Here is a 24,379-nt window from a genome sequence, read left to right as displayed (position 1 = left end):
CATTTGAAAGCCCGCCGTTTTAAAAACACACTATAAGCAGGAATACGTTATGTTGTGGGAGTTAATTGCCACCATTGTTGCCGGTTTAGGAGCTGCGGGTATTGCCCTGGCTATTCGTTTTATCAGTAGAAAAAAAGCGCCACGCTGGCTTGTCCCCGCTTTTGCCGGGTTGGGTATGTTGGGCTTTCAGGTGCAAAGTGAATACAGCTGGTATCAACATCAGGCAAGCCTGTTACCCGATGGCGTGGTAGTTGTACGCACCGTCGAACAGCAGTCTTTCTGGCGGCCCTGGAGTTATCTGCATCCACAAACCTTACGCTTTATTGCTGCCGATATAGCTAATGCCGCGCCCAATCAGCGCAATGAGGCGATCTGGCTGGTTGATCTGTATTTCTTTGAGCGTCGCCTGTCTGCGAAGCGGGTACCACAGGTTGTTCATTGCCAGCAGCATGCCCGGACAGATTTTACTGAGCAGCTGCGCATCCCCGCTCCAGGTGAAGCCGTTGGCAAGGTATGGCATAAATTAGATATAAATGACCCTTTGCTGTTGACGTTATGCCAACGCCAGACCGTGTAACTTACTTTTAATTTATCCAGAGGTCTTATGGAAGTCGCTGAGGTTACAACCTTTTTAGCTGGTACTACCCCATTTGACCAGCTTGACGCAGCCCGGCTGGCCAGTCTGGCTGCTAATATCAGTGTTTATTATTGTCAGAATGGTGAAACAGTTCAACTTAACACTGAACGATTAATGATTGTCCGCACCGGTATTTTTGCCCTGTACAGTGACCAGCAAACGTTATTGACCAAGCTGGAACAGGGAGATTTTTACGGCTATCAATTATTATTAACCGGGCTGAGTGACAACGACAGTCTGGTGTGTGAAGAAGACGGCCTGGTCTACTGGTTACCTGCCGATGCTTTTCATCAACTGCGTTATCAGTACAAAAATATCGATATTTTCTTTCAACGCCTGTTCAGCCGGCGTCTGCACCAATATAAAGCCCAGCAACAAAACTTGCGCTTTACCCTGAAAATAAGTGACATCGTTCAGGCCCGGAAAATTGCTATTGACGGTGAGCAAAGTGTGCAACAAGCTGCGGCTTTAATGACTGAAAAACGGGTGTCGTCATTATTGGTAGAGCAAAATGAGCAGCTTATCGGCATTGTCACCGACCGTGACTTACGCAGCAGAGTGCTGGCGGCAGACTTACCGGCGCAAACGCCAGTGCGGCAAGTCATGACGGCCAAACCCTATAGCATCGACAAACATGCTTATCTGTTCGAAGCAGTACAACTGATGAGCCGGCATAACGTGCATCATTTGCCGGTATTAGATAAACAACAAAGCTATTCGATGATCACGGCAACCGATATTATTCGCTCGCAACAAGATCACCCGGTGTATCTGATTGGCGAAATTCATCGCCAGACCAGTATTGATGGTCTGGAGCACTGTGCCAGTCAGATCAGTAGCCTGGCGCTGACGCTGGGTAAACAACAGGTGCCGGCGCATGAAGCTGGTCATATTATTACTACCATTACTGATGCATTGACTCAACGCTTAATTGCCCTGGCTCAACTCGAACTTGGCCCGCCGCCCTGCGTGTTCAGCTGGTTGGCCTTTGGCTCGCAAGGCCGGATGGATCAAAGCCTAAATGCCGATCAGGACAATGCCTTATTGCTGGAAAAAGAGCCGGTGGCTGAGGTAGCCACTTATTTTGCCGCTCTGGCCGACTTTGTCTGTCAGGGTTTAGCGCGCTGCGGCATTATTTTATGCCCGGGCAATATCATGGCATCCAACAGTGATTTGCGCTTAAGTTTAAAAGGCTGGTCTGGTCAATTTGCCAGGTGGGTCACCACCCCTACTCCGCAAGCGCTGCTAAAATCCAGTATCTTTTTTGACCTACGGGTTATCGAAGGCAGTAAAGGATTATTTAATGCCTTACAGCAGGATATTTTGGCAAAAACCAGTGATAATCCGTTATTTTTATATCATTTAGCGCAAACAGCCTTGCAACGCAGTGCGCCATTAAGTTTTCTAAGAAACTTTATTCTGGAACACGACGGTAAACAGAAAAAAGGCCTGGATTTAAAAAAGCGAGGGATCAGTTTAATCACCGATATTGTCAGAGTGTATGCACTATCAGCCGGGATTAGTGAAATTAATACCCGCCAACGTTTAGTGCAACTGGCTAATAACGGAGTGATGGATAGCAAAGACACCCAGAATTTATCCGATGCCTTTGACGTGCTGACACAACTTCGCTGGGACAAGCATCAGCATGATTTGCTCCAGGGTCATGACGTCAGTAATTTACTGGACCCTAATGTGCTATCTGGCCTGCAACGGCACCAACTTAAAGATAGCCTTACCGTAATTAATGATGCCCAGTCATCGCTTAAACATCGTTTTTGCCGGGATTTATAACAATGCTAAGCTGGTTAGCTAATAAAACCACTCCACTGAGTCACATTGTGCAGGCCTTTAATCAGACGACGCTACCTGCTGGATCTGTCAGGGCCGCCGACTGCCCTTTTCTGGTCGTTGATCTGGAGCTGACAGGCTTAAATGCCAGACAGGATCATATTCTCAGCCTGGGCTGGGTGCCGGTGCGACAATATGAAATCGTACTGAGCGAAGCCCGGCATTATCTGGTTCACAGTCCGGTTAGTGTCGGCCAGAGTGCGATATTTCATGGCTTGCACGACAAGGATTTCAAGCAAGCTCGGGATCTGGCTGAAGTGCTAACCGAGCTGATGCAGACTTATGCGGGTTATATTTTTGTGGCGCACCACTGTCAGCTGGATTTACGTTTTCTGGAAGTAGCCTGCCAGCGGATCTTCGGCAAAGCGGCAAAATTCAGTTTTATCGACACCCTGAACATGGAGCTTTACCGGCTGCACAAACAGGGCATTGTGATGAAAACAGACGCCTTACGCCTGCCCCAGTGTTTGCAGCGGCATAAATTGCCACAAAGTGATCAGCATCATGCCTTGGCAGATGCGTATAGTTGTGCCTTACTGTTGTTGAGCCAGCTTAAACATAGTCATGCCGACATTACGCTGGCCGATTTACAGCTCCAAAGCCGTTAGTATGCCTTATTATGGTTATAGCAAATTACATCCAGGCTTTTTTGCTACGCTGCATTTGCCACAGGCCCTGCTCCAGCAATGCCCTGCCATCAGCCTCTTTGACAAAAGGTATCTCCAACGCTCCACAAGCCGTGAGCAGCTTAACGGTACAAAGTCCGGGCCGGCGCATCAGCCAACTTTGTTTGTACTGGACCTGCTGCAATTTATATTTGGCGAAACAATAGTAGTCCACGCCAAAATAACCGCGACGAAGATAATAATAAATATCATCCTGCGCATAACCATAACGGTACCAGCGCATCACAATTAACAGCGCCCAGAACGTTAGCGGTATGACGCTAAGTGCCGCCAGTTGCGGCTGTTGTTGCAGCCAAAGCATAACCGGACCAATAATGGCCGCAGGTATCCAGAACAACACAATATTGCGCCAGATAAAACGCCGGCTAATCGCATTAAATTCGATATTGCGCAGTTGATTATCGGGGTAAGCATTGCTTAATAAGGCACTCGCCTCAGCCGGTGTGACCGAAGGCACCATAATTTTTTGTTCGGTAGCAAATTGTTGCTGACCATTAATTTGTTCGAAACTCAGATTAACTCTGCCCAGCACCATATCCAGCCAGTCGCGTTTCAAAGCCACCTGTTGCAATCTTGACAGCCGCATACTCACTTCATGCCGGGTAAGCAAACCACTGCGCCGGATATAATTATCCTGCTTTTTATGCAGGGTATAACCGTAAAACGACAAAACCGAACCGAACACTGAAAACAGGGTCAGGAGTAACATGATAAACATGGTTAACGACAGCGCATACAAGCCAATAATCATCCAGGATTGCTGGGTTGGGTCAAACATGGCAGGTATATCAATACCCACCTGCAACAACCCATCGAGAATTTTGTCCGCCAGCTGATTATAAAACGGCGCGGCCAAACCTAAAAATAGCCAGATCCGATTATTACTGATGCCGTGAATAATTAAATCGCGCAAACTGCGCTGATTCAATAGCTGTTCAGTTTCTGCCGTAGTGGCAGGTATCACGTCATCCCTGGCAGCATGTTCAGCCATGGTGGCAGCCTGCTGATGAAACGCCAGAATATGTTTTTTCAAAGCTTCGGCAAAAGGTCGGCTTAGCGCGACTAACCTGGCTTCCTGTTGCACCGAGCCCGCGGTATCGAGCTGTAAACACACATAATCTGCCGGCCGGTAGAAAATGGGTTGCTCCAGTTTAATATTCTGGATCCGGTTAAATGGTAGATTAAGATATTTTTTACTGATAACACCGGAGCGGATTTCTACCGTCCCGGCCGAAAGCCGGTATTGGAAATAATAAAATTTCAGGATTGCCGAGACAACAACCAACAATAACACGCCACTGAGCAAGCCAATAGCCAGGCCAGGGTTATCTTTAATCCGGTTAAACAGCAGAATAAAAGGGGGAATAAGATAAACTAACTGACCAATAAAAAAACGTAACACTGCCACTGCGAAATATAAAATGGCAATCGGTGATACCCGTTGCCATTGCCCCTGACCGTCGTCTTGTTCCAGGTCGGGTATCCCTGGCACGTGGTCAGATTGGGTCGCGACCTTAGCCTCACTGTTGTTGTTCATCTTGCAATGCATCCTTATGCTGCAATACAAACTGGCGGATTTGCTGAGCCTGTTCCAGCTGCAGTCCAGGGATTTCAAAGGTGTGCATAGCACCACCGGCACTGAACAGTTGTAAACGAGCCAGTGCCGTTTTGCGTTCCAGCGGCCCTTGCTTTAGCTCGATATGCTGGATCCGGACGACTGGTTGCGTGATCATTGCCTGAAAGAAAATACCCGATTTATAACTGATATCGTGTTCACGTAGCGCAAACAATTTGTGTTTGTCGGCCTGCCAGCAATACAGCGCCCGCAGCAAACCCAGTAACGGGACAATCCAAAGGCCATGGTACGAGGCATCGGATATCGCAACTGATAACGGCCACCAGGGTTGCAGATACAACCCCAACAGCAATGACCACACCAGTATAAAAAAAACAGCATTAACGCCCTGGCGCAGCAGCCGATAGCGTCTGGCTAAGGGCTCCAACAGCAAGCCCTGCAGAGGAGTGAGTTGCTCACTGCGCAATTGCAGATTGCTGAAGCTGTCAGCGGGATGCATGCAGTTACTCCTGCGCTTGAGTATCAGGGCGAAATTTCAGTTGCAAGCCTTTGATGAAATTGCGAAGCACCTGGTCCTGACATACCCGGAAATGTTTATGGTCGGCGCGGCGGAAAAATGCGCTTAACTCTGGCTTACTCAATCTGAAATCGGCCAGCGCCATCACCGCCATAATATCGTCATCTTTAAAATCCAGCGCGATTTTAAGCTTGCGGAAAATAATATTATTGTTCAACCGCTGCTCTGGCTCAGGTTGTGGTCCATCTTTACGACCACGCTTATGGACAATAAGACCGTTTAAAAAACGGGCAAGATCGATATCAGCCATGGCGCCAAAGTCGCTTTCATCATCCTTACTCAACCAGCCAATCATCTGCTCACGGCTTGGCGTCTGACCGCCAAGCGCCATAATATCGCTCATGGTGCTATTGTTGTATTCGAAGGCATACCGCAAGCGGCGTAACACGTCATTATTGGTCACAGTGCAATCCTGTTATAGGCTGTAAAACAACAAAAGGCGCAGAACGCGCCCTTTGTAATGGTTAACGTGCGAAATTACTTCGCGCGGCTCCGGTATTCATCAGTACGGGTGTCAATTTCGATTTTATCACCAATTTCAACAAACGCAGGCACCATCAGTTCAAAGCCAGTATCCAGTTTCGCTGGCTTCATCACTTTACCAGAGGTATCGCCTTTGGCAGCCGGTTCGGTGTAAACCACTTCACGTACTACAACAGTAGGTAAATCTACAGAAATAGCCCGCTCGTTGTAGAATACCACTGAACACTCCATACCGTCAGTCAGGTATTTAAGCGCTTCAGTCATGTTTTCTGCTTCAATTTCGTATTGGTTATACTCAGAATCCATAAATACATACATTGGATCAGAGAAATAAGAATAGGTAACCTCTTTGGTTTCCAGCAGAACCTGCTCAAATTTGTCATCAGCACGGTAAACCGTTTCCATGCCCTGAGCATTCAGCAGGTTTTTCATTTTCATTTTAACCACGGCAGAGTTACGGCCGGATTTATTGAATTCGGCTTTTAAAATTACCATCGGTTCAGTGCCAACCATAATTACCTGGCCAGCGCGCAGTTCTTGGGCTGTTTTCATCATTATTGAAATATCTTCATTGTTGGGAAAAATTGGGCGTTATTATAAATTTTTTTTTAGCAAAGTGCACGAGGTTGCTGGCAAGATCTCCATTTGCCAGTAATTGTTGACGCCATTGCTGGTTATACTCTGCAATTTCGGATAGCAATGGATAAAATTGCTGCCAGTTTAGTGTCAGATTACTATGGGTATTCCAAGCCAGATAAAACTGCTGCACGGGCTTACTAAGCTGCTCTGGCATCTGGCGACAGTAGCGGTCAAGAAACGCCTGCAGTTTAAGCAGATGAGTGTTTTCCTGCTGCCGGTAAATTTGCCATACAAATGGCTTACCAGCCCAATGCGCCCGAATTATCGAGTCCTCCCCTCTGACGAAATTAACATCACAAACTGCCAGCAACAAATCATAATCGGGCTGCGCTAAAAACGGGATAACTTTTAAGCTCAGATTATCAAATTGCACGACATTGCCACTTAGCAGCTCTGGATATTGTGCAGCGAGCTCGGTAGCAAGATCGCCATGTGGGATAACGCACAATACCTTAGCGGGATGCTGCTGCCATTGCTGTAGCAGCTCATAAATATGGACATGACTATACGCAAACATCGACACTTTTAATTGAAAATCTGTATGGTCAATTCCTATTTGCTGCCAGAATTCGGTTTGGGCCTGATCCGAGGCATTAAAGCTGGAAAGTTGCTGTACCAAGCCTTGCTCATAGAGTAAGCCACCGGTAAGTTCGGTGAATCCCGGGAAAAAAAAGTATTTATGAACAGCGAGATCAGGTTGCGGTGAATTCAGGCCGTGGCAACCTTCAACCCAACTCTCTGCGGATAAATATTCAAGATTTATCCAAAGTGGTGGCGGTTGCTGGCTTGCCATATGCTGCTTGTAAGCAACAGGAATAGTACATGCCAATGCTTCAACTACCACAGTGGCCGGGGCTAATTGCTGCCAGTCAACTGCAAATTCTGTTGCAGGGGGCCAATAACATATCTCAACCCCAAGTACTGACTGTCTAGCCAGTTCGGGCTTAATCTGCGGACAAATACGCTGAAAACTGGTTAAATCATCAACCCATAGTTGCACCCTCAGACCATGTTCTGCCACCAGCTGGCGACTGATGCGCCAACAAATACCAATATCACCAAAATTATCCACTACCGAGCAGAATATACGCCATATTCCACCAGGAGCTGATTGATTAGAATGCTGCAACGCTCGCCCTGCCAACTGGTTCAAAATAGTAATGGTACGATTATACCCAGTGCGATACGCAGAAACAGCCATACAATTAACAGAAATAACACAGTGACCAAACAGCCAAGCAGATATCGGCCAGCATAACGCAGCCGGTTTTGCAGTCTGTCCCAAAAATCAGTGGCGACGGCATTCGTTGCAGGCTGTGCAAACAGTAGCGTTAACAACATCACATTAAGCGCAAACGCGAAACATACCGTTGCGGTTAACTGCCAGCGCTGGCTTACTGCGACGGGTGCCAGCAACAACAAATAACCCAGCCAAACCAGACTGGCCAGAGCCAATAATAACCACAGCGGTTGCCATGGTTTGAGCTTTCTAGCCAGCGTATGATAAAAATTTAACATTGATTCACCTCTTGCTGTCGCAATGCAGGAGGATATAGTGGCAAAATACCTGACTCCCCGGCCATATCTCCCACCAACCAGATTTGCTTAAACGGATGAGACTTCGGCAGATACAGTTTATCGCAGTGCGACAGCATATCCTGACGGGTCCATAACGGATTGGCATTGCGGATCACCAGCCATACATTGTCGCTTTGATAATGCTTTTGCGCCTTACTGCTGATAATCCGGTTAAGCGCGGTCAGCAACCGGTGCTCAGGCGGCGTTCGCAGCAACGCCATCAGCTCGCGATGCGTTTCTATGCTGATTGCCCGTCCCAGAATATGCATCGCCTCTGCTTCACTACCATACAGATGGGCAATTTCTAAATCCAGCTTACTGTTTTCATAGTAGCATGACACATCTGGTCTGGCGGGTTCATTGTGCCAGATATGGCGCATCTTAATCCCAAAGCGCTGCTGGTAGCGGCGCATAAAAATCCGGGCGGCCTCATGCTCCAGCTTTATTTTCTCTTCAGACCCGTTCATAACGGTTACCTTAGCAGCATTAACTTGCCGCTGTGAAGTAGTAGCGCCAGATCTCAGCAACAACCGGCAGCACGGATAACAACAAAATGGCCCCCATAAAGATATTAAACATCCGCTGAAACATTGGCTGGGTCAGTACTTTACGTAAACCTGCGCCAAATACCAGCCAGACGCCCACGCAGGGAAAAGCCATCACTAAAAAAGCCAAAGTGATTAAGACCACCTGAAACCAGTACACGCCGGAGACTGATGTGAACGCGGCAACTGCACCAGAGGCCATAACCCAGGCTTTACCGTTAACCCATTGAAACAATGCAGCTTGCAAAAAAGTGAACGGCTTACTCTTGCCGGTAGCAATCGTTTCAGGCCGGGCACTGGCAATGCGCCAGGCTAACCAGATTAAGTACAAGGTGCCGACTATTTTGATTAACTGATGCAAATGCGGATAGCGATCAAATATTACACCGAACCCTAAACCGACCAAAAGTACCATCAGCGGAAAACCAAAACAAATCCCCAGCCAGTGTGGCATGCTTTGTTTGACACCGTAATTCACACCCGAAGACATAATCATTACATTATTAGGGCCGGGGGTGATGGTAGTTGAAAATGCAAAAAACAATACTGCCAGAAATAATTCCATATATGGCCTCAGTTTAGCGGATCGGCATCTGCTCTGATGATATCAGACTCAGCGCTGCAATAACCCAGTTTATCGAGGATAACTTTTTTGAAAAAATTGTTATAGATCAGAGCCCGCCCCACTGGCAACAGGAGCGCGCGAACTTTATTTTTCGTTTTATTCACTTTAATAACATACTGATTTGCTTTCATTAAATTATTAGCTAGACTGGTGAAGATAACAAAGGAGAACGATATGAATAAAATTATTGGTTTGGCGTTATTAGTTGTGGGTGCAGTGCTGCTGTATTTTGGTTACAACGCGTATAACTCTGCCGCTTCCGAAGTAACAGAGTTGGTTACTGGTAGCCCGACAGATAACGCAGTCTGGTATCTGGTTGCGGGTGGCCTGGCTGCCATTATTGGTATTGGTGTGTTGCTTAAAAAATAATTCGGGTCATTAACAATAAATAAAGGCCACTACTGTGGCCTTTATTTTGATTAAACGTCGTGTTTACTGTTCAGAGTTACCCCAACTGTCACGCAGACCCACTGTGCGGTTAAAAATCAGTTTACTGGCCGAAGAGTCTCTATCAGCACAATAATAGCCTTCCCGCTCGAACTGATAAGCCTGCTCAGTTAGCGCAGTGTGCAGTGAGGGTTCGGCGAAACCCTGTTTGATCAGCAGTGACTCTGGATTGATAACGGTTAAGAAGTCTTCTTCTGCTGCCGGGTTAGCCACACTGAACAAACGATCATAAACCCGGAATTCAGCAGGCAAGGCATTGGTCGCCTCAACCCAGTGAATAACACCGCGCACTTTGCGACCATCAGCCGGGTTTTCGCCCAGGGTTTCGGGTAAATAGCTGCACTTAAGCTCAGTTATATTGCCATCGTTATCTTTGATTACCTCATCTGCATGAATAACATAAGCGTTTCTTAACCGAACATCACTGTTTAATACCAGTCGTTTATATTTTTTATTCGCTTCTTCTTTAAAATCTGCGCGATCAATATAAACAACCTGGCCAAATGGCAGCTTGCGACTTCCCATGCTGTCATCTTTCGGATGATTAGGTGAGTCAAGCCATTCGATACCATCCGCCGGATAATTTGTAATCGTCACTTTAAGTGGGTCGAGCACTGCCATAGCCCTGGGCGCAGCGCTATCTAAATCTTCGCGGATACACGCTTCCAGCGCGCTCATTTCAATAACATTGTCTTGTTTGGTGACACCAATACGTTTAGCAAATTCACGAATAGAAGCTGGGGTATATCCGCGGCGGCGCAAGCCGGCAATAGTCGGCATTCTTGGGTCATCCCAGCCAGTCACCACTTTTTGCTCAACCAGCGTTTGCAGTTTGCGCTTGCTCATCACTGCAAACTCAAGGTTTAAACGGGAAAATTCAATTTGCTGCGGATGGCAATTGATCGTGATGTTATCGAGGATCCAATCATACAAACGGCGATTATCCTGGAATTCCAGAGTACAGAGCGAATGGGTTATTCCCTCGAGCGCATCTGATATGCAATGGGTAAAATCGTACATTGGATAAATGCACCATTTGTCGCCAGTTTGGTGATGATGAGCAAATTTAACCCGGTAAATCACCGGATCGCGCATACACATAAAACTGGAGCTCATATCAATTTTAGCCCGCAGTGAACACTCGCCTTCCTTAAAACCACCGGCACGCATTTTGGCAAATAACGCCAGGTTCTCTTCCACTGAGGTGTCGCGGGTAGGGCTATTTTTACCCGGCTGGGTTAAATTGCCACGATATTCGCGCATTTGCTCATTGTTGAGAAAACACACATAGGCCAGGCCTTTACTGACTAACTCAACAGCGAAATCATGTAGCGCATCAAAGTAATCTGATGAATAACGAACCTTGCCACTCCATGCAAAGCCCAGCCAGTTTACGTCCTGTTGTATAGAATTAACGAAGTCGATATTCTCCTTTTCAGGGTTGGTATCGTCAAAACGTAAATTACATTGCCCCTGATAATCTTCAGCAATACCAAAGTTTAAGCAAATAGACTTCGCATGACCAATATGTAAGAAGCCATTTGGCTCTGGCGGAAAACGGGTTTGGACCGCGTTATGTTTGCCACTGGCCAAATCGGCATCAATAATTTGCCGGATAAAATTGCTGGGGCGATGTTCAACGTCCGCCATAATGTAAAATGTCCTTGTTAATACAATTAAAGATAACCAAAATGGCCGCCATTATAACACTGCTAGTGGCAGTAGCTATTAGCAGTTTGGAAAAAACCAATCAGTCCGGGCCTGGTGGCCATATCAGATGTTATAGCCAACCCTTTGGCTGGTACGCCGTTGGGTATTCTGGCATGCCCAGCACCCGGTTTAACCAGATGGCATGAGGCGGTAATTTTTGCCGGGCCATTTGCAAACGCTGAATAATGGCAGGGTGCACGCTGGTGGGCGGTAAGTCAGGGCCGTAGCGCTGCCTGCACTCGTCGTCTAAAAAGCCCATACCATATAAAATGCACTCATAACTTTCATGATTCCATAAACCGCCGGTATCAATCGCTGCCCGGCTATCTGCCGAGAGCGACGATGGCGTATCAGCGCCCGTTGTTACCATACCCGGATACCACTGATCCTGAAAATCATGGGCACTGGGGGGTTTAATACGCCAAAATGCCAATTTAGCTTTCAGGCGCTCGGTGATCCGCTCTGGTTTTTGTACTTCACGCCAGAACGCCGTATCGGTGCGTTTGGTCATACAGTAGTGCATATTGATAAAATCGAGAATTTCGTAAAAACGATTGGCCATTAACCTATTGTAACGACCCGCCAAAATGTCCATATCCTGATCATCATAAGGAAAATGTTCTGCCAGCAACACAGCACCTAAATCACTCAGATACAAACCGGTAGATTCCAGCGGCTCAATAAAGCCACCCGATAAACCAATGGCCACGCAGTTACCCCGCCAGTTCCCCTGGCGCCGCCCGACTTTAAAATCTACGACTCTGGCTTTCAGTTGCTCCGTACCCGGCCCCTGATAGGCTCGCAGTTCTTGTTCAGCCTGCTCTATGCTGATAAACTGACTGGCATGCACATAGCCTACTGAACGCTGATTTTGCATCGGGATATCCCAAATCCAGCCGGCCGAGAGCGCAGTGGCCGTGGTGTAAGGCCTTATCATGCCAGGGTAAAATTTATCATAGGGCAAGTGCATCGTAATGGCCCGGTCGCATAACAACCATTGCGAGCAGTCTTCAAAACCTACATTCATTTTCTCTTCAATAAGTTTGGCTTTAAAGCCAGTGCAATCAACAAATAAATCTGCCGTTAACCGCTGTTGCTGATCCGTGGTCACCGCAACAATTTTATCCGGCCCCTGCATGTCAACCCCGGTTAAATTAGCCAGGGTATGCACTACGCCACGAGCAGTTGAAAAATCACGCAGGTAATCAGCAAATTTCTGAGCGTTCATATGGTAGGCATAGTTTAGCCGGGAGCCCATATCCCATTTACCCAGCATCAGCGGCGCCAGGCCCATTTCACAAATAATGGGTTGTGCCGAGCAAGTTTCCATAAAAGGTATACTGCGATCGCTTTTCAGCCAGTCTCGGCCTGCCCTGTCTATTGGTTGAACCCGCATACTGCTAAATGGGTGGTGATAAAAACTACTGTCATTATGTACCCAATTACAGTATTTTATTGATTGTTTAAAGGTCGCGTCGGTGGCCTGCATAAATTCCCGCTCATCGACCCCCACTACCGCCAGCAAATGGCGCATAGAGGGAATAGTCGCTTCGCCTACCGAGATCCTCGGAATATCTGGCGATTCCAGTAATTCAATCAGTACGTTTTGCTCTGTCCCCTGCTTATTCAAGGCACCATTCAGATAGGCGGCGGTCATCCAGCCGGCAGAACCACCACCGACAATGACTACTTTTCGTTGTTGCATTGTGTACTCCACAACAAGTTATTTATTTAATTCTGTTAAAAGTAACCAAGCAGGCGGCGCAACCCCGGCGCGGCGTATTCAACCAATTGCTTTTGCATATCGGGTAATACCGACGGTAACTCCACTTTTTGTCCGGCCAGATTTTCGCGGTAGGTACCGCTTTGTTCTTTATCGGCGCCGGCTAACACCCGCTCTCGCCAATCTGCCGGTAACTCAGCTAAACCCAGTGGTTGCAGTAAATCTGTAAAAAAGGCTTCGGCCTGCGGCGTATCCAGTTTTTTCAAATGTGAAATAACGTCTTCGAAGCGCACTAATTTACTGCCGGTTCCGAGCCAGGCCACCGCGTTATGAGTATAAATTTCGTTTAAGGTTGGCGCTTTCTGGTAAATACCGAAAATCATCATATTCAGCATTTGTTCAATAGATACTTTGCCACCTTTTAAATGATCCATAGAGCCCTGAAAGGTATCAGACAGGAAAAAACGGGCCCGGGCTAACACCCAATCATACGGGTCACGGACAATGACAATTTGCCTGACATTTTTCAGGGCAATAGCTGAGCTGTCTGAAAACAACAAATGGCCCCAGCTAAGCTTAGGTTTTTCGGTACTGAATGCGCCTAAATGCTGCTGCAAAATAGGGATCTGAATAAATTGCTGATGATACTGCTGCGCTACCGGCACAAACATTCTGAAGATATTTTTCAGCAAATGCGTGCCGCATTTTGGTACCGAATTTAAAAAAACCGGCTGCTTCAATTCAGTTTGCTGATAATTGGCATTAATGCTGTTTAGCGTGTCAGGTTTGGCGTGGATCGTTGGCATGTTAATCTCTTTTTTATATTCTTTTATTACCCACAACGAAGTAATGGGCAAAGCCTTACTAGGTTTTTAACCTTTTTTAGCATGCTAAGTAAATAAAAATGCCGACTTACGTCGGCATTTATTTAACAGTGTATCACTAAGCTTAGAAAGAGTATGAGGCGTTCAGGAACAAGCGACGACCCAGCCAGTCATATTGACTATAGAAAGCTGAGGTGCCAAGACGGGTTACCCCACCAATTGCACTGACTTTCGGCGGCTCTTTATCAAACGCATTTGCCACACCGAAGGTCACATCAAACCCTGCATCGAGAAAGTCTTTAGTTACTGAGAACGCATGATAAATAACAGCGTCTGAATGCAGCACTAGTTTAACATCATCGCCACGATAACTCCCGGTGTCACGATACTCTCCCAGACCATAACGGGTATAGTTCGACACTTCACCAGTGTAACGAGCTGTCCAGTTAAAGGTCCAATCTTCATAATCTAATGCCACCATCAGATTACCGACATCTTTCGGCCGGCCAAACTCACCCGTTCTATCAATTGGTTCACTGGTTGCGAACAACTGCTGTGATGCTTCCAACTGACGGGTATGCTGGTAGGTCGCACTTAATTCACCGATAGGTGTATCAACGCTGTAACCTAATTGCACATCAAATCCGCGGTTAACCTGAGTAGCAATGTTCAGATAACCACCACGAACGTCAGTGATCCGTAAATCAGTCGGGTCCCGATCAAATTGAGTACACAAAGGTTCAGTACCAAAGGTCTCAGAGTTATAACAATTACCAACTATCTCCTGGGCAGACAAGTTAGTAACCTCACCGGTTATCTTAATATTAAAATAATCAATTGACGCACTAAAGTTATCATCAAACTCAGGCAGCCAGACTAAACCAACCGTTTTCGCCACTGACGTCTCAGCTTCCAGCTGGCCGGCACCACCCCCTGTGGTTACCGTTGCCGAAATTGCACCGCCGCCGAAGTTACCTGGTATACCATCTGAAGCACAGTTATTTGCCACAATTTCACTGGTTGTTCCGGTAGCTAAACCGTCTTCCCAGTTGATACAAGGGTCAATAGCACGTTGACCGGCGAAGCTGGTTTGATTATTCAAGTAAAGCTCATACAGCGCTGGAGAGCGAAATGAGGTACCGCGTGACGCTCGCAAACGGAAGCCCTGACCAATCTGCCAGTTCGCCCCCACTTTATAAGTATAATCGCTACCATATGACGATACATCGGTATATCGACCAGAAACCGAGAAATCCAGTGATTCCGCAAATGGCATATCACGCAGGAACGGGATTTGAATCTCAGTGAACACCGCTTTGGTATTATGTTTACCTTCAGTAATACCCGCTGAAGTCTGGCCCCAGGTGTTAGCACGCAGCGTTTCTACGCCGGGGGTATCTTTAATGGAATCACGCTGATAGCTGGCACCTAATGCCAGACCAATTGGCCCTGCCGGCAATTCAAATAAATCACCGGTAATATAACCTTCCAGCGACTGTTGTTTGTAAACCGTATTACCAACTTGCTCACCAAACAGGAAATCTCTTACTTCACCGGTAATATTACCCGCCAGGAATTGCGGATCTAACCAGGGGACATCAACACAAGGTACACCACGAATTGTTGTCACTTCACCGACGCAAGAACCTGAAGCAAAGTTATACGGCGATATCGCATCTTCATAAATTAACTTAGACTGATACTCACCATCGCTATGACTGTCCTGATAAGACAAATCCCAGAACCAGTTACCAAAGTCACCATTTAACCCGAGCACAAAACGACGATAGTCAACGGTAATTTCACTACCTGAATGATCAGTAATTGGCGTTGGGCTTAACCACTGGGCACCGGTCCAGCCTTCACTTAACGGATCACCGGCAAAGAAGTCTTCATTATATTTGTAGCTCCAGAATTGCCGATAACCGTTCGTCTTGGTGGTACGGCGGTTTAATAAAGCTTCACCGTACAACATAACGCTGTCGCTCAGCTCATAATCACCCTGGGCATAGGCGGTAATAAGTTCATTTTCCGGGATTAGCGTTTGTAAATCCTGAAACGGGTGATCAGCATTAGCGACCGCATCTGAGGCACGGTCGTACGCCACCGGGAACCAACCTGGAGGTGTTACCATAAAATCCGGGTTGCTCGGGTCGGTTGCAAAGCCAGGGATATAATTGGCTAAATCACCATCATAATCATATTGGGCTTTAGCACCGGCAGGCACGTTGCCTCCTGCTCCCTGATAGTCGTATAACCAGACATGGCCCCACAACAAATCATTACAATGAGCTTTGCCAGTACGTGGATCAATCGGGTCTACCCGCTCACCGCTATCCGGATCAAAATAATAACGCTCGGCACAATTGAAAAAACTACGCTGGCCCTGCGCCAACTCTTTTTGCATTTTATAGTCACCCACTACCCGGAATGAACCTCGGCCAAATGTTCTGCCATAAGTACCGTTCAACTGATAGTTTTCTCCACCGCTTTCGGTGGGTTGTGAGGTATTAAAATTAATCGAACTTTCATCACCTTTCTTGGTGATAATGTTAATAACGCCGGCTACGGCGTCAGAGCCGTATAATGATGATGCACCGTCTTTTAAGATTTCAATCCGGTCAATTGCTGATAATGGCAATACGTTTGGATCAAAAGACGATACCTGTCCGCGGGTACCAGCAGGACCCGCCCGGCGACCATTTAATAAAATAAGAGTACGGTTAGCGCCTAAACCGCGCAGTGAGATACTTTCTGAGCCCGTGCCACCTTCGGTAACAAAAGCAGTAGAAGCTGCAGCAGTGATCTGGTTAGAACCAGCGGCCACGGTTGAGTTACGTAATAGCTCACCCAGGTTACTGATGCCCTGGCTGGCGGCAGCACTGGCGTTAATCACTTCAATTGGCTGAGCCTGGTCCAAACCATCAGTGCGGATACGCGAGCCGACAATCTGAATCCGTTCGGTTTTTTCTTCTGCTTTTTCTGTTTCGCTGTTTTCGTCCTGTGCGTTGGCACTTAGACTTAACATGGATGAGGCCAGCACGCAGCTGACAGCCAAAGCCAGAGGCTTCTTCCTGGAAATTGGAGCAAAGTTTTTCATAAGAGCTTCCTGAATAGATTTTTATTATGTTTAAAGGCGGCGAATGACAACGCAACTTTGTCAAAGTTCAACCGACATGTGAATCTATACTAAAGGCTCAAAACTGAATTGCAACGAAAAATGTCACTTTGTCGCTAATTTACCGCATCCTGTCTCTTTTTTTACCTATATTAAATAAAAAAAACCGCCTGTTGGCGGTTTTTTTATTTTCTGTAACTACTGGCTTACCAGCCGGTAACTTCTTTCAAGGCCTGACCAATATCGGCTAAGCTTTTTACGGTTCTAACACCGGCATCTTCCAGCGCAGCGAATTTCTCATCTGCAGTGCCTTTACCACCTGAGATGATAGCACCGGCATGACCCATCCGCTTACCAGCAGGTGCAGTAACACCGGCAATATAAGAGACCACTGGCTTAGTAACATGTTCTTTAATATAAGCAGCAGCTTCTTCTTCCGCAGAACCACCGATTTCACCAATCATGACGATAGCTTCAGTTTTAGGATCTTCCTGAAACAGCTTCAGAATGTCGATAAAGTTCGAACCCGGAATCGGGTCGCCACCGATACCAACACAAGTTGACTGGCCAAAACCGTGATCGGTAGTTTGTTTAACTGCTTCATAAGTTAAGGTGCCTGAGCGTGAAACGATACCTACCCGACCTGGTTTATGAATATGGCCTGGCATGATACCAATCTTACATTCACCCGGCGTGATAACACCCGGACAGTTAGGACCAATCAGGATCACCCCTAATTCATCACACTTAACTTTAGCATCTAACATATCAAGGGTTGGAATGCCTTCAGTGATACAAACAATTAACTTAATGCCACTGTTTGCCGCTTCCAGAATAGAATCTTTGCAAAATGCTGCAGGTACATAAATAACAGATGCCGTAGCACCGGTTGTGTCGACCGCTTCCTGTACGGTGTTAAAAACAGGCAAGCCTAAATGAGTCTGGCCGCCTTTGCCTGGCGTTACACCGCCAACCATCTTAGTTCCGTATGCGATGGCTTGTTCAGAGTGAAAAGTACCCTGAGCACCGGTGAAACCCTGACAAATTACTTTGGTATCTTTATTAATTAATACGCTCATTAGTTACCCCTTATGCCTTAGCCGCTGCTGCAACCACTTGCTTAGCAGCACTGGTCAGGTCTGTGTCAGCGATAATGTTCAGGCCGCTTTCAGACAGCACTTTAGCACCTACTTCTGCATTATTGCCCTGCAGACGCACCACTACCGGTACTTTAACGCCAACTTCTTTCACCGCGCCAATAACACCTTCAGCAATCATGTCGCAACGAACAATACCGCCAAAAATGTTAATGAATACTGCTTTTACAGCATCATCAGACAGGATAATTTTGAACGCTTCAACTACGCGTTCTTTAGTAGCACCACCACCAACGTCCAGGAAGTTAGCTGGCTTACCGCCATGCAGTTTAACGATGTCCATCGTGCCCATTGCCAGGCCAGCACCGTTAACCATACAACCGATATCACCACCTAACGCCACGTAGTTCAGTTCCCACGATGCGGCATGCGCTTCACGAGGATCTTCCTGTGATGGATCCTGCATCGCTTTTAATTCAGGGTGACGATACAGCGCATTGCCATCAATCACCAGCTTGGCATCTAAACAGTGCAAATCACCTGCAGGTGTAATAACCAGCGGGTTAACTTCAAGTAATGCCAGGTCTTTTTCCTGAAACAGTTTCGCTAATCCCATAAAAATTTTAACGAACTGATTAATCTGTTTACCTTCCAGACCCAACTTAAACGCTAAATCACGGCCCTGGTAGGGCTGAGCGCCAACTAACGGGTCAATAGCCGCTTTTAAGATTTTTTCCGGGGTTTCATGGGCAACGGTTTCAATTTCAACGCCACCTTCGGTAGACGCCATAAACACGATGCGACGTGAAGCACGATCGACCACGGCGCCCAGATATAATTCCTGAGCGATATCGGTGCAAGGTTCAACCAGAATACGGCTTACAGGCTGACCTTTCTCGTCAGTCTGATACGTAACCAGATTTTTACCAAGCCACTTTTCTGCGAATGCTTTGATGTCTTCTTTGCTTTTAACCAGTTTCACACCGCCCGCTTTACCGCGACCACCAGCGTGAACCTGCGCTTTGACAACAAACATATCGCCGCCGATTTTATCTGCAGCTGCTACCGCTTCTTCTACCGTAGCTGCGGCGATGCCTTTAGATACAGGCAAACCATATTGGGCAAACAGTTGCTTACCCTGATACTCGTGCAAATTCATGGCTATTTTCCGTTCATTTGAATATGGAAGCTGCCCGTTATGGTGCAGCCTGATGTTTCGATCGGCGCGTATTATAGTGCCAACCGGCGAAATACAAAATGCTGTTGCCCTAAAACAACAGCATTTTCTTGCGTTTTTACTGAATAATCAGATATCCAGTAATATACGGGTTGGATCTTCCAGTAATTCTTTAATGGTTACCAGGAAACCCACCGACTCTTTACCGTCGATGATCCGATGATCGTAAGACAATGCCAGATACATCATTGGCAAAATTTCCATCTTGCCATCCACTACCATCACCCGGTCCTGGATTTTATGCATACCCAGAATAGCTGATTGTGGCGGGTTAATAATAGGTGTCGACATCAGCGAGCCAAACACACCACCATTGGTAATAGTAAAGTTACCGCCGGTTAAATCATCCATTGCCAGCTTGCCGTCACGGCCTTTTAACGCCAGCTCTTTTATCGATTTTTCGATTTCAGCCAGGTTCATTTTGTCGCAGTCACGCAATACCGGTGTCACTAAGCCACGGGGCGTTGATACGGCGATGCTGACATCAAAGTAGTTATGATAAACAATGTCATCGCCATCTATCGCAGCATTAACTTCCGGAAAACGTTTCAGCGCTTCAGTTACGGCTTTAACATAAAACGACATAAAGCCTAAACGAATACCATGACGCTTTTCAAATACGTCCTGATATTGCTTACGCAGGTCCATAATTGGCTTCATGTTAACTTCGTTAAACGTGGTTAACATTGCCGTTGAGTTTTTCGCTTGCAACAGGCGGTTGGCAATTGTTTTACGCAAACGGGTCATCGGCACGCGCTTCTGACTGCGATCGCCGGCCACAGCTGTAGTAGTGGAACTGCTGCCTGAAGCTTTTTTACTGCCCTCAGCAACAAATTTCTCAACGTCTTCTTTGGTTACCCGGCCGTTTTTACCTGAGCCTTTGATTTTGCTGGCGTCTAAACCTTTTTCTGAAATCATCCGACGCACTGACGGGCTTAATGCATCATCGTTACTGTCGTCTGCTTTGTCTTCAGACTTTGCTTCTGATTTTGCTGAGTCCTGCGCGTCTTTACTCTCTGTTGAGGCTTTTTTCTTATCTGCAGAGTCGTCTTTTTTATCTGACGAATCATCTTTTTTATCTGCAGAGGCACCTGCTTCCATTTTACCGATAACTTCTTCCGCAGAGACGGTTGCACCAGTATCATGAATAATCTCACCCATTACACCATCGGCCTGGGCAGCAACTTCAAGCACCACTTTGTCGGTTTCAATATCAACTAATACCTGATCGCGTGTTACGGCTTCGCCTGTTTTTACGTGCCAGGTGGCGATGGTTGCATCAGCAACAGATTCTGGAAGTACGGGTACTTTAATTTCCACTTTTTCACCTTTTACCGGTTAGTCTTATTTCGTTTAACCGGCCCGCTACCCGGACCGGTCAATGTATTATTTGATGCTTAGCGCGTCGTTAACCAAAGCCTGCTGCTGCTTATTGTGTACCGACAAGTAACCAACTGCCGGCGACGATGAGGCTTCACGTCCGGCATAGCTTAAATAGCCATCTTTCGGAATAGCAGAGCGGAAATGGTGCTGACTGCAGTACCAGGCGCCCTGATTTTGTGGTTCTTCCTGACACCAGACAAAATCGGTAACATGCTGATACTGACTAAGCACTTCCATCAATTCGTCCCGGGGGAATGGATACAGCTGTTCCACCCGGACAATAGCAACGTCAGTTTGCTCACGTTTGCGACGTTCTTCGAGCAGTTCGTAGTACACCTTGCCACTACAGAATACGACCCGCTTAACCTCATCTGCCTTGATATCGTCAATCTCACCAATAACATTGAGGAACTTACCTGAGGCAAGCTCTTCAAGCGATGATGTGGCCTGAGGGTGGCGCAGCAGTGATTTCGGCGACATTACAATTAATGGCCGGCGCATTGGCCGCACCATTTGCCGGCGCAGCATATTAAATACCTGTGCTGGCGTAGTCGGTATACAAACCTGCATGTTGTGATCAGCACATAACTGCAGAAACCGCTCTAACCGTGCTGATGAGTGTTCCGGCCCCTGACCTTCATAGCCATGCGGCAATAACAAGGTCAAGCCACACAAGCGACCCCATTTCTGTTCGCCAGAACTTAAAAACTGATCTATCACAACCTGAGCACCGTTGGCAAAATCACCAAACTGCGCTTCCCAGATCACCATCGCTCTGGGCTCAGCTGTTGCATAGCCATATTCGATAGCCAGCACCGCTTCCTCTGACAATGCAGAATCAAAAATCTGAAACGGCCCCTGCTCATCGCTGATTTTAGTCAACGGCGTGTAAGTGCTACCATCATCCTGATTATGCAGTACCGCATGGCGATGGAAGAAGGTACCACGACCCGAATCCTGGCCGACAAAACGGATCCGGTTACCATCGGCAACTGTTGCAGCATAAGCAAGTATTTCAGCCATGCCCCAATCAATCTTTTTCTCACCGGTCAGCATCAGCGCCCGGTCTTCATAGACGCGGTTTACCTGGCGTTGCAACGTTACATTTTCAGGTACATTAATTGCTTTTTCACCCAGTGCTACCAGCTTTTCTACCGCCATGCTGGCGTCGTAGGTGGCGTCCCAGTCATGACCAAGAAATGGCGTCCAGTCAACCGACGGCTCGCTCATTGGCTGCCACTCGTCAACGACACAATCGCCAGTATCCAGCGCATCACGGTAGTTGTTAATCAGCGCCTTGACCTCATCTTCGGTGCATACGCCTTCATTAATTAACTTTGTAGCGTAAATTTCCCGCGGAGTCGGATGCTTTTTAATTTTCTGGTACATTAATGGCTGAGTAGCGTTTGGCTCGTCAGACTCATTATGACCATTGCGCCGGTAACAAAACAAATCGATGACCACGTCACGTTTAAACGTATTACGATAATCTACCGCTAATTGTGCCACAAACACCACGGCTTCCGGATCATCGCCATTAACATGGAAAATCGGCGCCAGTACCATTTTGGCAATATCGGTACAATAAGGGGTGGAACGGGTATCTTCCGGGTTTGAAGTCGTAAACCCAACCTGGTTGTTAATAACAACCCGGACAGTACCACCTACTTTGAAGGCACGGGTTTGCGATATATTAAAGGTTTCAGCCACCACCCCCTGACCGGCAAAGGCAGAATCACCATGAATGGTAATAGGTAATGCCAGAGAACCGTCAGTACAGCCACGGCGATCCAGTCTGGCGCGCACTGAACCAATCACCACCGGGTTAACAATTTCCAGATGCGAAGGATTAAACGCTAATGCCAAATGGACATTGCCGCCTTTGGTCGCAAAATCGGATGAAAATCCCATGTGGTATTTAACATCGCCCGCCCCCACTACTTCATATTTGCCTGCAAATTCGTCGAACAAGGTAGACGGGTTTTTACCCAGGACGTTAATTAAGGTATTCAGGCGGCCACGGTGGGCCATACCAATAACAGAATCTTTGGCTCCTTGCTCACCGGCCCGGTGAATCATCGCTTTCAGCATCGGGATCATGGCGTCGCCGCCTTCCAGGCCAAAACGTTTGGCCCCGGGGAATTTTGAGCCTAAATATTTTTCCAGACCATCTGCTGCCACCAGACCTTTTAAAATACCTAGCCGGGTTTCTTTATCAAATACCGACGTAGATTGCGTGCCTTCAAGTCGTTGCTGGATCCAGCGTTTTTCGTCAGTTGAGACGATGTGCATGTATTCAGCACCGATAGAACCACAGTAGGTTTTTTCCAGTGCTTTATGCAAATCGCCAAGTTTCATCGTTTCCTGACCACTGGCAAATGATCCAACATTGAACTCGGTATCGTAATCAGCTTCAGACAAGTCGTGAAACGACAATTCCAGATCGCGAACCCGGGGTTGCTTCCACAGGTTTAACGGATCAAGGTTGGCATGCTGATGACCACGGAAACGATAAGAATTGATAAGCTGCAGCACTTTTACCTGACGGGTGTCAGTAGCGCTGCCACTATTAACAACCACCACTTCACGGTGCTTGTTACGGGCTAAATCGGCAAACTGCTGACGAACGTCAGCATGTCGAGTTTCAAGATCGACCCCATCGATTTTTGGCAACCCGGCGAAAAACTCACGCCATTCGTCACCAACACTGGTGGGCTCTGCTAGGTAGGATTCATAGAGTTCATCCACATAGGCCATGTTACCACCGCCAAGATGTGAAGACTCTAACCACGCCTTCATTACACCTTCGTGCATTTAGTTTCCCTTATTTCTGAGCACCTGGAAAAAAGTAGCAAAAAAACCGTCATTTCGCTCGCGAAATGGCCGGCTTTTCAAATATTAACCAAAATAAGGGCGCATTACAGCGCCCGGTTTAACAACATCGATTTAATCTGGCCAATGGCTTTGGTCGGGTTTAACCCCTTTGGACAAACGTTGACACAGTTCATAATGCCATGACAGCGAAATACACTAAAGGCATCGTCTAAGTCATTTAAACGCTGCTCAGTGGCCGTATCGCGACTGTCTGCCAAGAAACGATAGGCGTGTAACAATCCTGCCGGGCCAATAAATTTGTCTGGATTCCACCAGAACGACGGGCATGAACTTGAACAGCATGCACATAAAATACATTCATATAAGCCATCAAGCTTAGCGCGCTCTTCCGGAGATTGCAAAAACTCACCGGCTGGCGGTAACTTATCATCGTTTATCAGGTAGGGTTTAACTTTTTCGTACTGGGTATAAAACTGGCTCATATCGACAACCAAATCCCGTACTACCGGTAAACCAGGCAATGGCCGCACAACAATTTTGCCGCCCTTACCTTTTCCGACCTCAGACAATGGCGTGATACAGGCCAGACCGTTCTTGCCGTTCATATTTAAGCCATCTGAACCACAAACACCTTCCCGGCAACTGCGCCGGAACGACAAACTTGGATCCTGCTCCTTGAGCTTAATCAGCGCATCCAGCACCATCATGTCACGGCCTTCGGGATTCTCCAGGGTGTAATCCTGCATCCGTGGTGCGGTATCAACATCAGGGTTGTAACGATAAATTGAAAAGGTCAATGTAGTCATTT

21 protein-coding genes are annotated in these 24,379 nt (G+C 47.1%); 4 read left to right on the top strand and 17 right to left on the bottom strand.

Features of this window, described 5'->3' with window-relative positions; translation table 11 throughout:
• Positions 1-49 precede the first annotated feature (49 nt).
• The 3 genes from B2Q61_RS01950 to B2Q61_RS01940 are packed head-to-tail and all read left to right on the top strand — an operon-like array spanning position 50 to position 3,096.
• On the top strand, positions 50-577 hold the full coding sequence (locus tag B2Q61_RS01950) for a hypothetical protein (RefSeq protein WP_290616315.1): 528 nt from the start codon (positions 50-52) through the stop codon (positions 575-577).
• Positions 578-604: 27 nt separating this feature from the next.
• On the top strand, positions 605-2,431 hold the full coding sequence (locus B2Q61_RS01945) for a DUF294 nucleotidyltransferase-like domain-containing protein (RefSeq protein ID WP_290616317.1): 1,827 nt from the start codon (positions 605-607) through the stop codon (positions 2,429-2,431).
• A gap of 2 nt (positions 2,432-2,433) precedes the next feature.
• On the top strand, positions 2,434-3,096 hold the full coding sequence (locus B2Q61_RS01940; protein ID WP_290616320.1) for an exonuclease domain-containing protein: 663 nt from the start codon (positions 2,434-2,436) through the stop codon (positions 3,094-3,096).
• 25 nt (positions 3,097-3,121) lie between these two features.
• Here B2Q61_RS01940 and B2Q61_RS01935 read toward each other — a convergent pair whose 3' ends face one another.
• The 8 genes from B2Q61_RS01935 to B2Q61_RS01900 form a co-directional block, all read right to left on the bottom strand.
• Positions 3,122-4,711, bottom strand: coding sequence for a PH domain-containing protein (locus B2Q61_RS01935; RefSeq protein ID WP_290616322.1), 1,590 nt, complete (start codon positions 4,709-4,711; stop codon positions 3,122-3,124).
• A complete protein-coding gene (locus tag B2Q61_RS01930; RefSeq protein WP_290616324.1) occupies positions 4,695-5,249 on the bottom strand; it encodes a PH domain-containing protein in 555 nt (184 codons plus the stop codon). Before B2Q61_RS01930 ends, B2Q61_RS01935 begins: the two co-directional genes overlap by 17 nt.
• 4 nt (positions 5,250-5,253) lie before the next feature.
• A complete protein-coding gene (locus B2Q61_RS01925; RefSeq protein WP_290616326.1) occupies positions 5,254-5,730 on the bottom strand; it encodes a DUF1456 family protein in 477 nt (158 codons plus the stop codon).
• A 74-nt stretch (positions 5,731-5,804) separates the two neighbouring features.
• Positions 5,805-6,362 (bottom strand): elongation factor P, encoded by a 558-nt coding sequence (gene efp / locus B2Q61_RS01920; protein WP_290610751.1) that lies wholly within the window; start codon positions 6,360-6,362, stop codon positions 5,805-5,807.
• A 16-nt stretch (positions 6,363-6,378) separates the two neighbouring features.
• Complete coding sequence (gene earP / locus B2Q61_RS01915; RefSeq protein ID WP_290616328.1) at positions 6,379-7,578, bottom strand: elongation factor P maturation arginine rhamnosyltransferase EarP; 1,200 nt, start codon at positions 7,576-7,578, stop codon at positions 6,379-6,381.
• Positions 7,579-7,598: 20 nt separating this feature from the next.
• Positions 7,599-7,967, bottom strand: a complete 369-nt coding sequence (locus B2Q61_RS01910; protein WP_290616330.1) for a hypothetical protein — start codon at positions 7,965-7,967, stop codon at positions 7,599-7,601.
• The gene (locus B2Q61_RS01905; RefSeq protein WP_290616332.1) at positions 7,961-8,494 is read right to left on the bottom strand and encodes a hypothetical protein; all 534 of its coding nucleotides are present in this window, start codon (positions 8,492-8,494) and stop codon (positions 7,961-7,963) included. The genes B2Q61_RS01910 and B2Q61_RS01905 overlap by 7 nt, the downstream gene beginning before the upstream one ends.
• 19 nt (positions 8,495-8,513) lie before the next feature.
• Positions 8,514-9,137 (bottom strand): LysE family translocator, encoded by a 624-nt coding sequence (locus B2Q61_RS01900; protein WP_290616334.1) that lies wholly within the window; start codon positions 9,135-9,137, stop codon positions 8,514-8,516.
• A 234-nt stretch (positions 9,138-9,371) separates the two neighbouring features.
• On the opposite strand from B2Q61_RS01900, the gene B2Q61_RS01895 reads away from it, so the two are divergent.
• Positions 9,372-9,566, top strand: a complete 195-nt coding sequence (locus tag B2Q61_RS01895) for a DUF3185 family protein (RefSeq protein WP_290616335.1) — start codon at positions 9,372-9,374, stop codon at positions 9,564-9,566.
• Between the two features lie 63 nt (positions 9,567-9,629).
• On the opposite strand, the gene glnS is transcribed toward B2Q61_RS01895, so the two are convergent.
• The 9 genes from glnS to B2Q61_RS01850 all read right to left on the bottom strand — a co-directional run bounded on the left by glnS (position 9,630) and on the right by B2Q61_RS01850 (position 24,377).
• Positions 9,630-11,294: a glutamine--tRNA ligase gene (gene glnS, locus B2Q61_RS01890; protein ID WP_290616336.1), complete on the bottom strand. Its 1,665-nt coding sequence runs from the start codon at positions 11,292-11,294 to the stop codon at positions 9,630-9,632.
• 130 nt (positions 11,295-11,424) lie between these two features.
• Positions 11,425-13,059, bottom strand: a complete 1,635-nt coding sequence (locus B2Q61_RS01885; protein WP_290616337.1) for a tryptophan halogenase family protein — start codon at positions 13,057-13,059, stop codon at positions 11,425-11,427.
• 35 nt (positions 13,060-13,094) lie between these two features.
• A complete protein-coding gene (locus tag B2Q61_RS01880) occupies positions 13,095-13,883 on the bottom strand; it encodes a hypothetical protein (protein ID WP_290616339.1) in 789 nt (262 codons plus the stop codon).
• A gap of 142 nt (positions 13,884-14,025) precedes the next feature.
• Positions 14,026-17,001 (bottom strand): TonB-dependent receptor domain-containing protein, encoded by a 2,976-nt coding sequence (locus B2Q61_RS01875; RefSeq protein ID WP_290616341.1) that lies wholly within the window; start codon positions 16,999-17,001, stop codon positions 14,026-14,028.
• A gap of 224 nt (positions 17,002-17,225) precedes the next feature.
• Positions 17,226-18,098: a succinate--CoA ligase subunit alpha gene (sucD, locus tag B2Q61_RS01870; protein WP_290616343.1), complete on the bottom strand. Its 873-nt coding sequence runs from the start codon at positions 18,096-18,098 to the stop codon at positions 17,226-17,228.
• Between the two features lie 10 nt (positions 18,099-18,108).
• Complete coding sequence (gene sucC, locus B2Q61_RS01865) at positions 18,109-19,275, bottom strand: ADP-forming succinate--CoA ligase subunit beta (RefSeq protein WP_290616346.1); 1,167 nt, start codon at positions 19,273-19,275, stop codon at positions 18,109-18,111.
• 147 nt (positions 19,276-19,422) lie between these two features.
• Positions 19,423-20,673 carry a 2-oxoglutarate dehydrogenase complex dihydrolipoyllysine-residue succinyltransferase gene (gene odhB / locus B2Q61_RS01860; RefSeq protein ID WP_290616348.1) on the bottom strand — a complete coding sequence of 417 codons (1,251 nt, stop codon included), beginning with the start codon at positions 20,671-20,673 and terminating at the stop codon, positions 19,423-19,425.
• Positions 20,674-20,739: 66 nt separating this feature from the next.
• Positions 20,740-23,550, bottom strand: a complete 2,811-nt coding sequence (locus tag B2Q61_RS01855; protein WP_290616350.1) for a 2-oxoglutarate dehydrogenase E1 component — start codon at positions 23,548-23,550, stop codon at positions 20,740-20,742.
• A gap of 104 nt (positions 23,551-23,654) precedes the next feature.
• Entirely contained in the window at positions 23,655-24,377 is a 723-nt protein-coding gene (locus B2Q61_RS01850; protein ID WP_290616352.1) for a succinate dehydrogenase iron-sulfur subunit, read from the bottom strand.
• Positions 24,378-24,379 lie beyond the last annotated feature (2 nt).

It is taken from the genome of Arsukibacterium sp. UBA5043 (assembly GCA_002415085.1).
GTDB lineage: Bacteria > Pseudomonadota > Gammaproteobacteria > Enterobacterales > Alteromonadaceae > Alishewanella.
The sequence above is the reverse complement of the archived record's forward strand: the minus strand, read 5'-3'. Positions and strand labels throughout refer to the sequence as shown.

What these genes read in the sequence shown, in the direction of transcription:
- B2Q61_RS01950 (WP_290616315.1), top strand. Translation starts at nt 50, where the DNA reads ATGTTGTGGGAGTTAATTGCCACCATTGTTGCCGGTTTAGGAGCTGCG.
- B2Q61_RS01945 (WP_290616317.1), top strand. Translation starts at nt 605, where the DNA reads ATGGAAGTCGCTGAGGTTACAACCTTTTTAGCTGGTACTACCCCATTT.
- B2Q61_RS01940 (WP_290616320.1), top strand. Translation starts at nt 2,434, where the DNA reads ATGCTAAGCTGGTTAGCTAATAAAACCACTCCACTGAGTCACATTGTG.
- B2Q61_RS01935 (WP_290616322.1), bottom strand. Translation starts at nt 4,711, where the DNA reads ATGAACAACAACAGTGAGGCTAAGGTCGCGACCCAATCTGACCACGTG.
- B2Q61_RS01930 (WP_290616324.1), bottom strand. Translation starts at nt 5,249, where the DNA reads ATGCATCCCGCTGACAGCTTCAGCAATCTGCAATTGCGCAGTGAGCAA.
- efp (WP_290610751.1), bottom strand. Translation starts at nt 6,362, where the DNA reads ATGAAAACAGCCCAAGAACTGCGCGCTGGCCAGGTAATTATGGTTGGC.
- B2Q61_RS01910 (WP_290616330.1), bottom strand. Translation starts at nt 7,967, where the DNA reads ATGTTAAATTTTTATCATACGCTGGCTAGAAAGCTCAAACCATGGCAA.
- B2Q61_RS01905 (WP_290616332.1), bottom strand. Translation starts at nt 8,494, where the DNA reads ATGAACGGGTCTGAAGAGAAAATAAAGCTGGAGCATGAGGCCGCCCGG.
- B2Q61_RS01900 (WP_290616334.1), bottom strand. Translation starts at nt 9,137, where the DNA reads ATGGAATTATTTCTGGCAGTATTGTTTTTTGCATTTTCAACTACCATC.
- B2Q61_RS01895 (WP_290616335.1), top strand. Translation starts at nt 9,372, where the DNA reads ATGAATAAAATTATTGGTTTGGCGTTATTAGTTGTGGGTGCAGTGCTG.
- glnS (WP_290616336.1), bottom strand. Translation starts at nt 11,294, where the DNA reads ATGGCGGACGTTGAACATCGCCCCAGCAATTTTATCCGGCAAATTATT.
- B2Q61_RS01885 (WP_290616337.1), bottom strand. Translation starts at nt 13,059, where the DNA reads ATGCAACAACGAAAAGTAGTCATTGTCGGTGGTGGTTCTGCCGGCTGG.
- B2Q61_RS01880 (WP_290616339.1), bottom strand. Translation starts at nt 13,883, where the DNA reads ATGCCAACGATCCACGCCAAACCTGACACGCTAAACAGCATTAATGCC.
- B2Q61_RS01875 (WP_290616341.1), bottom strand. Translation starts at nt 17,001, where the DNA reads ATGAAAAACTTTGCTCCAATTTCCAGGAAGAAGCCTCTGGCTTTGGCT.
- sucD (WP_290616343.1), bottom strand. Translation starts at nt 18,098, where the DNA reads ATGAGCGTATTAATTAATAAAGATACCAAAGTAATTTGTCAGGGTTTC.
- sucC (WP_290616346.1), bottom strand. Translation starts at nt 19,275, where the DNA reads ATGAATTTGCACGAGTATCAGGGTAAGCAACTGTTTGCCCAATATGGT.
- B2Q61_RS01855 (WP_290616350.1), bottom strand. Translation starts at nt 23,550, where the DNA reads ATGCACGAAGGTGTAATGAAGGCGTGGTTAGAGTCTTCACATCTTGGC.
- B2Q61_RS01850 (WP_290616352.1), bottom strand. Translation starts at nt 24,377, where the DNA reads ATGACTACATTGACCTTTTCAATTTATCGTTACAACCCTGATGTTGAT.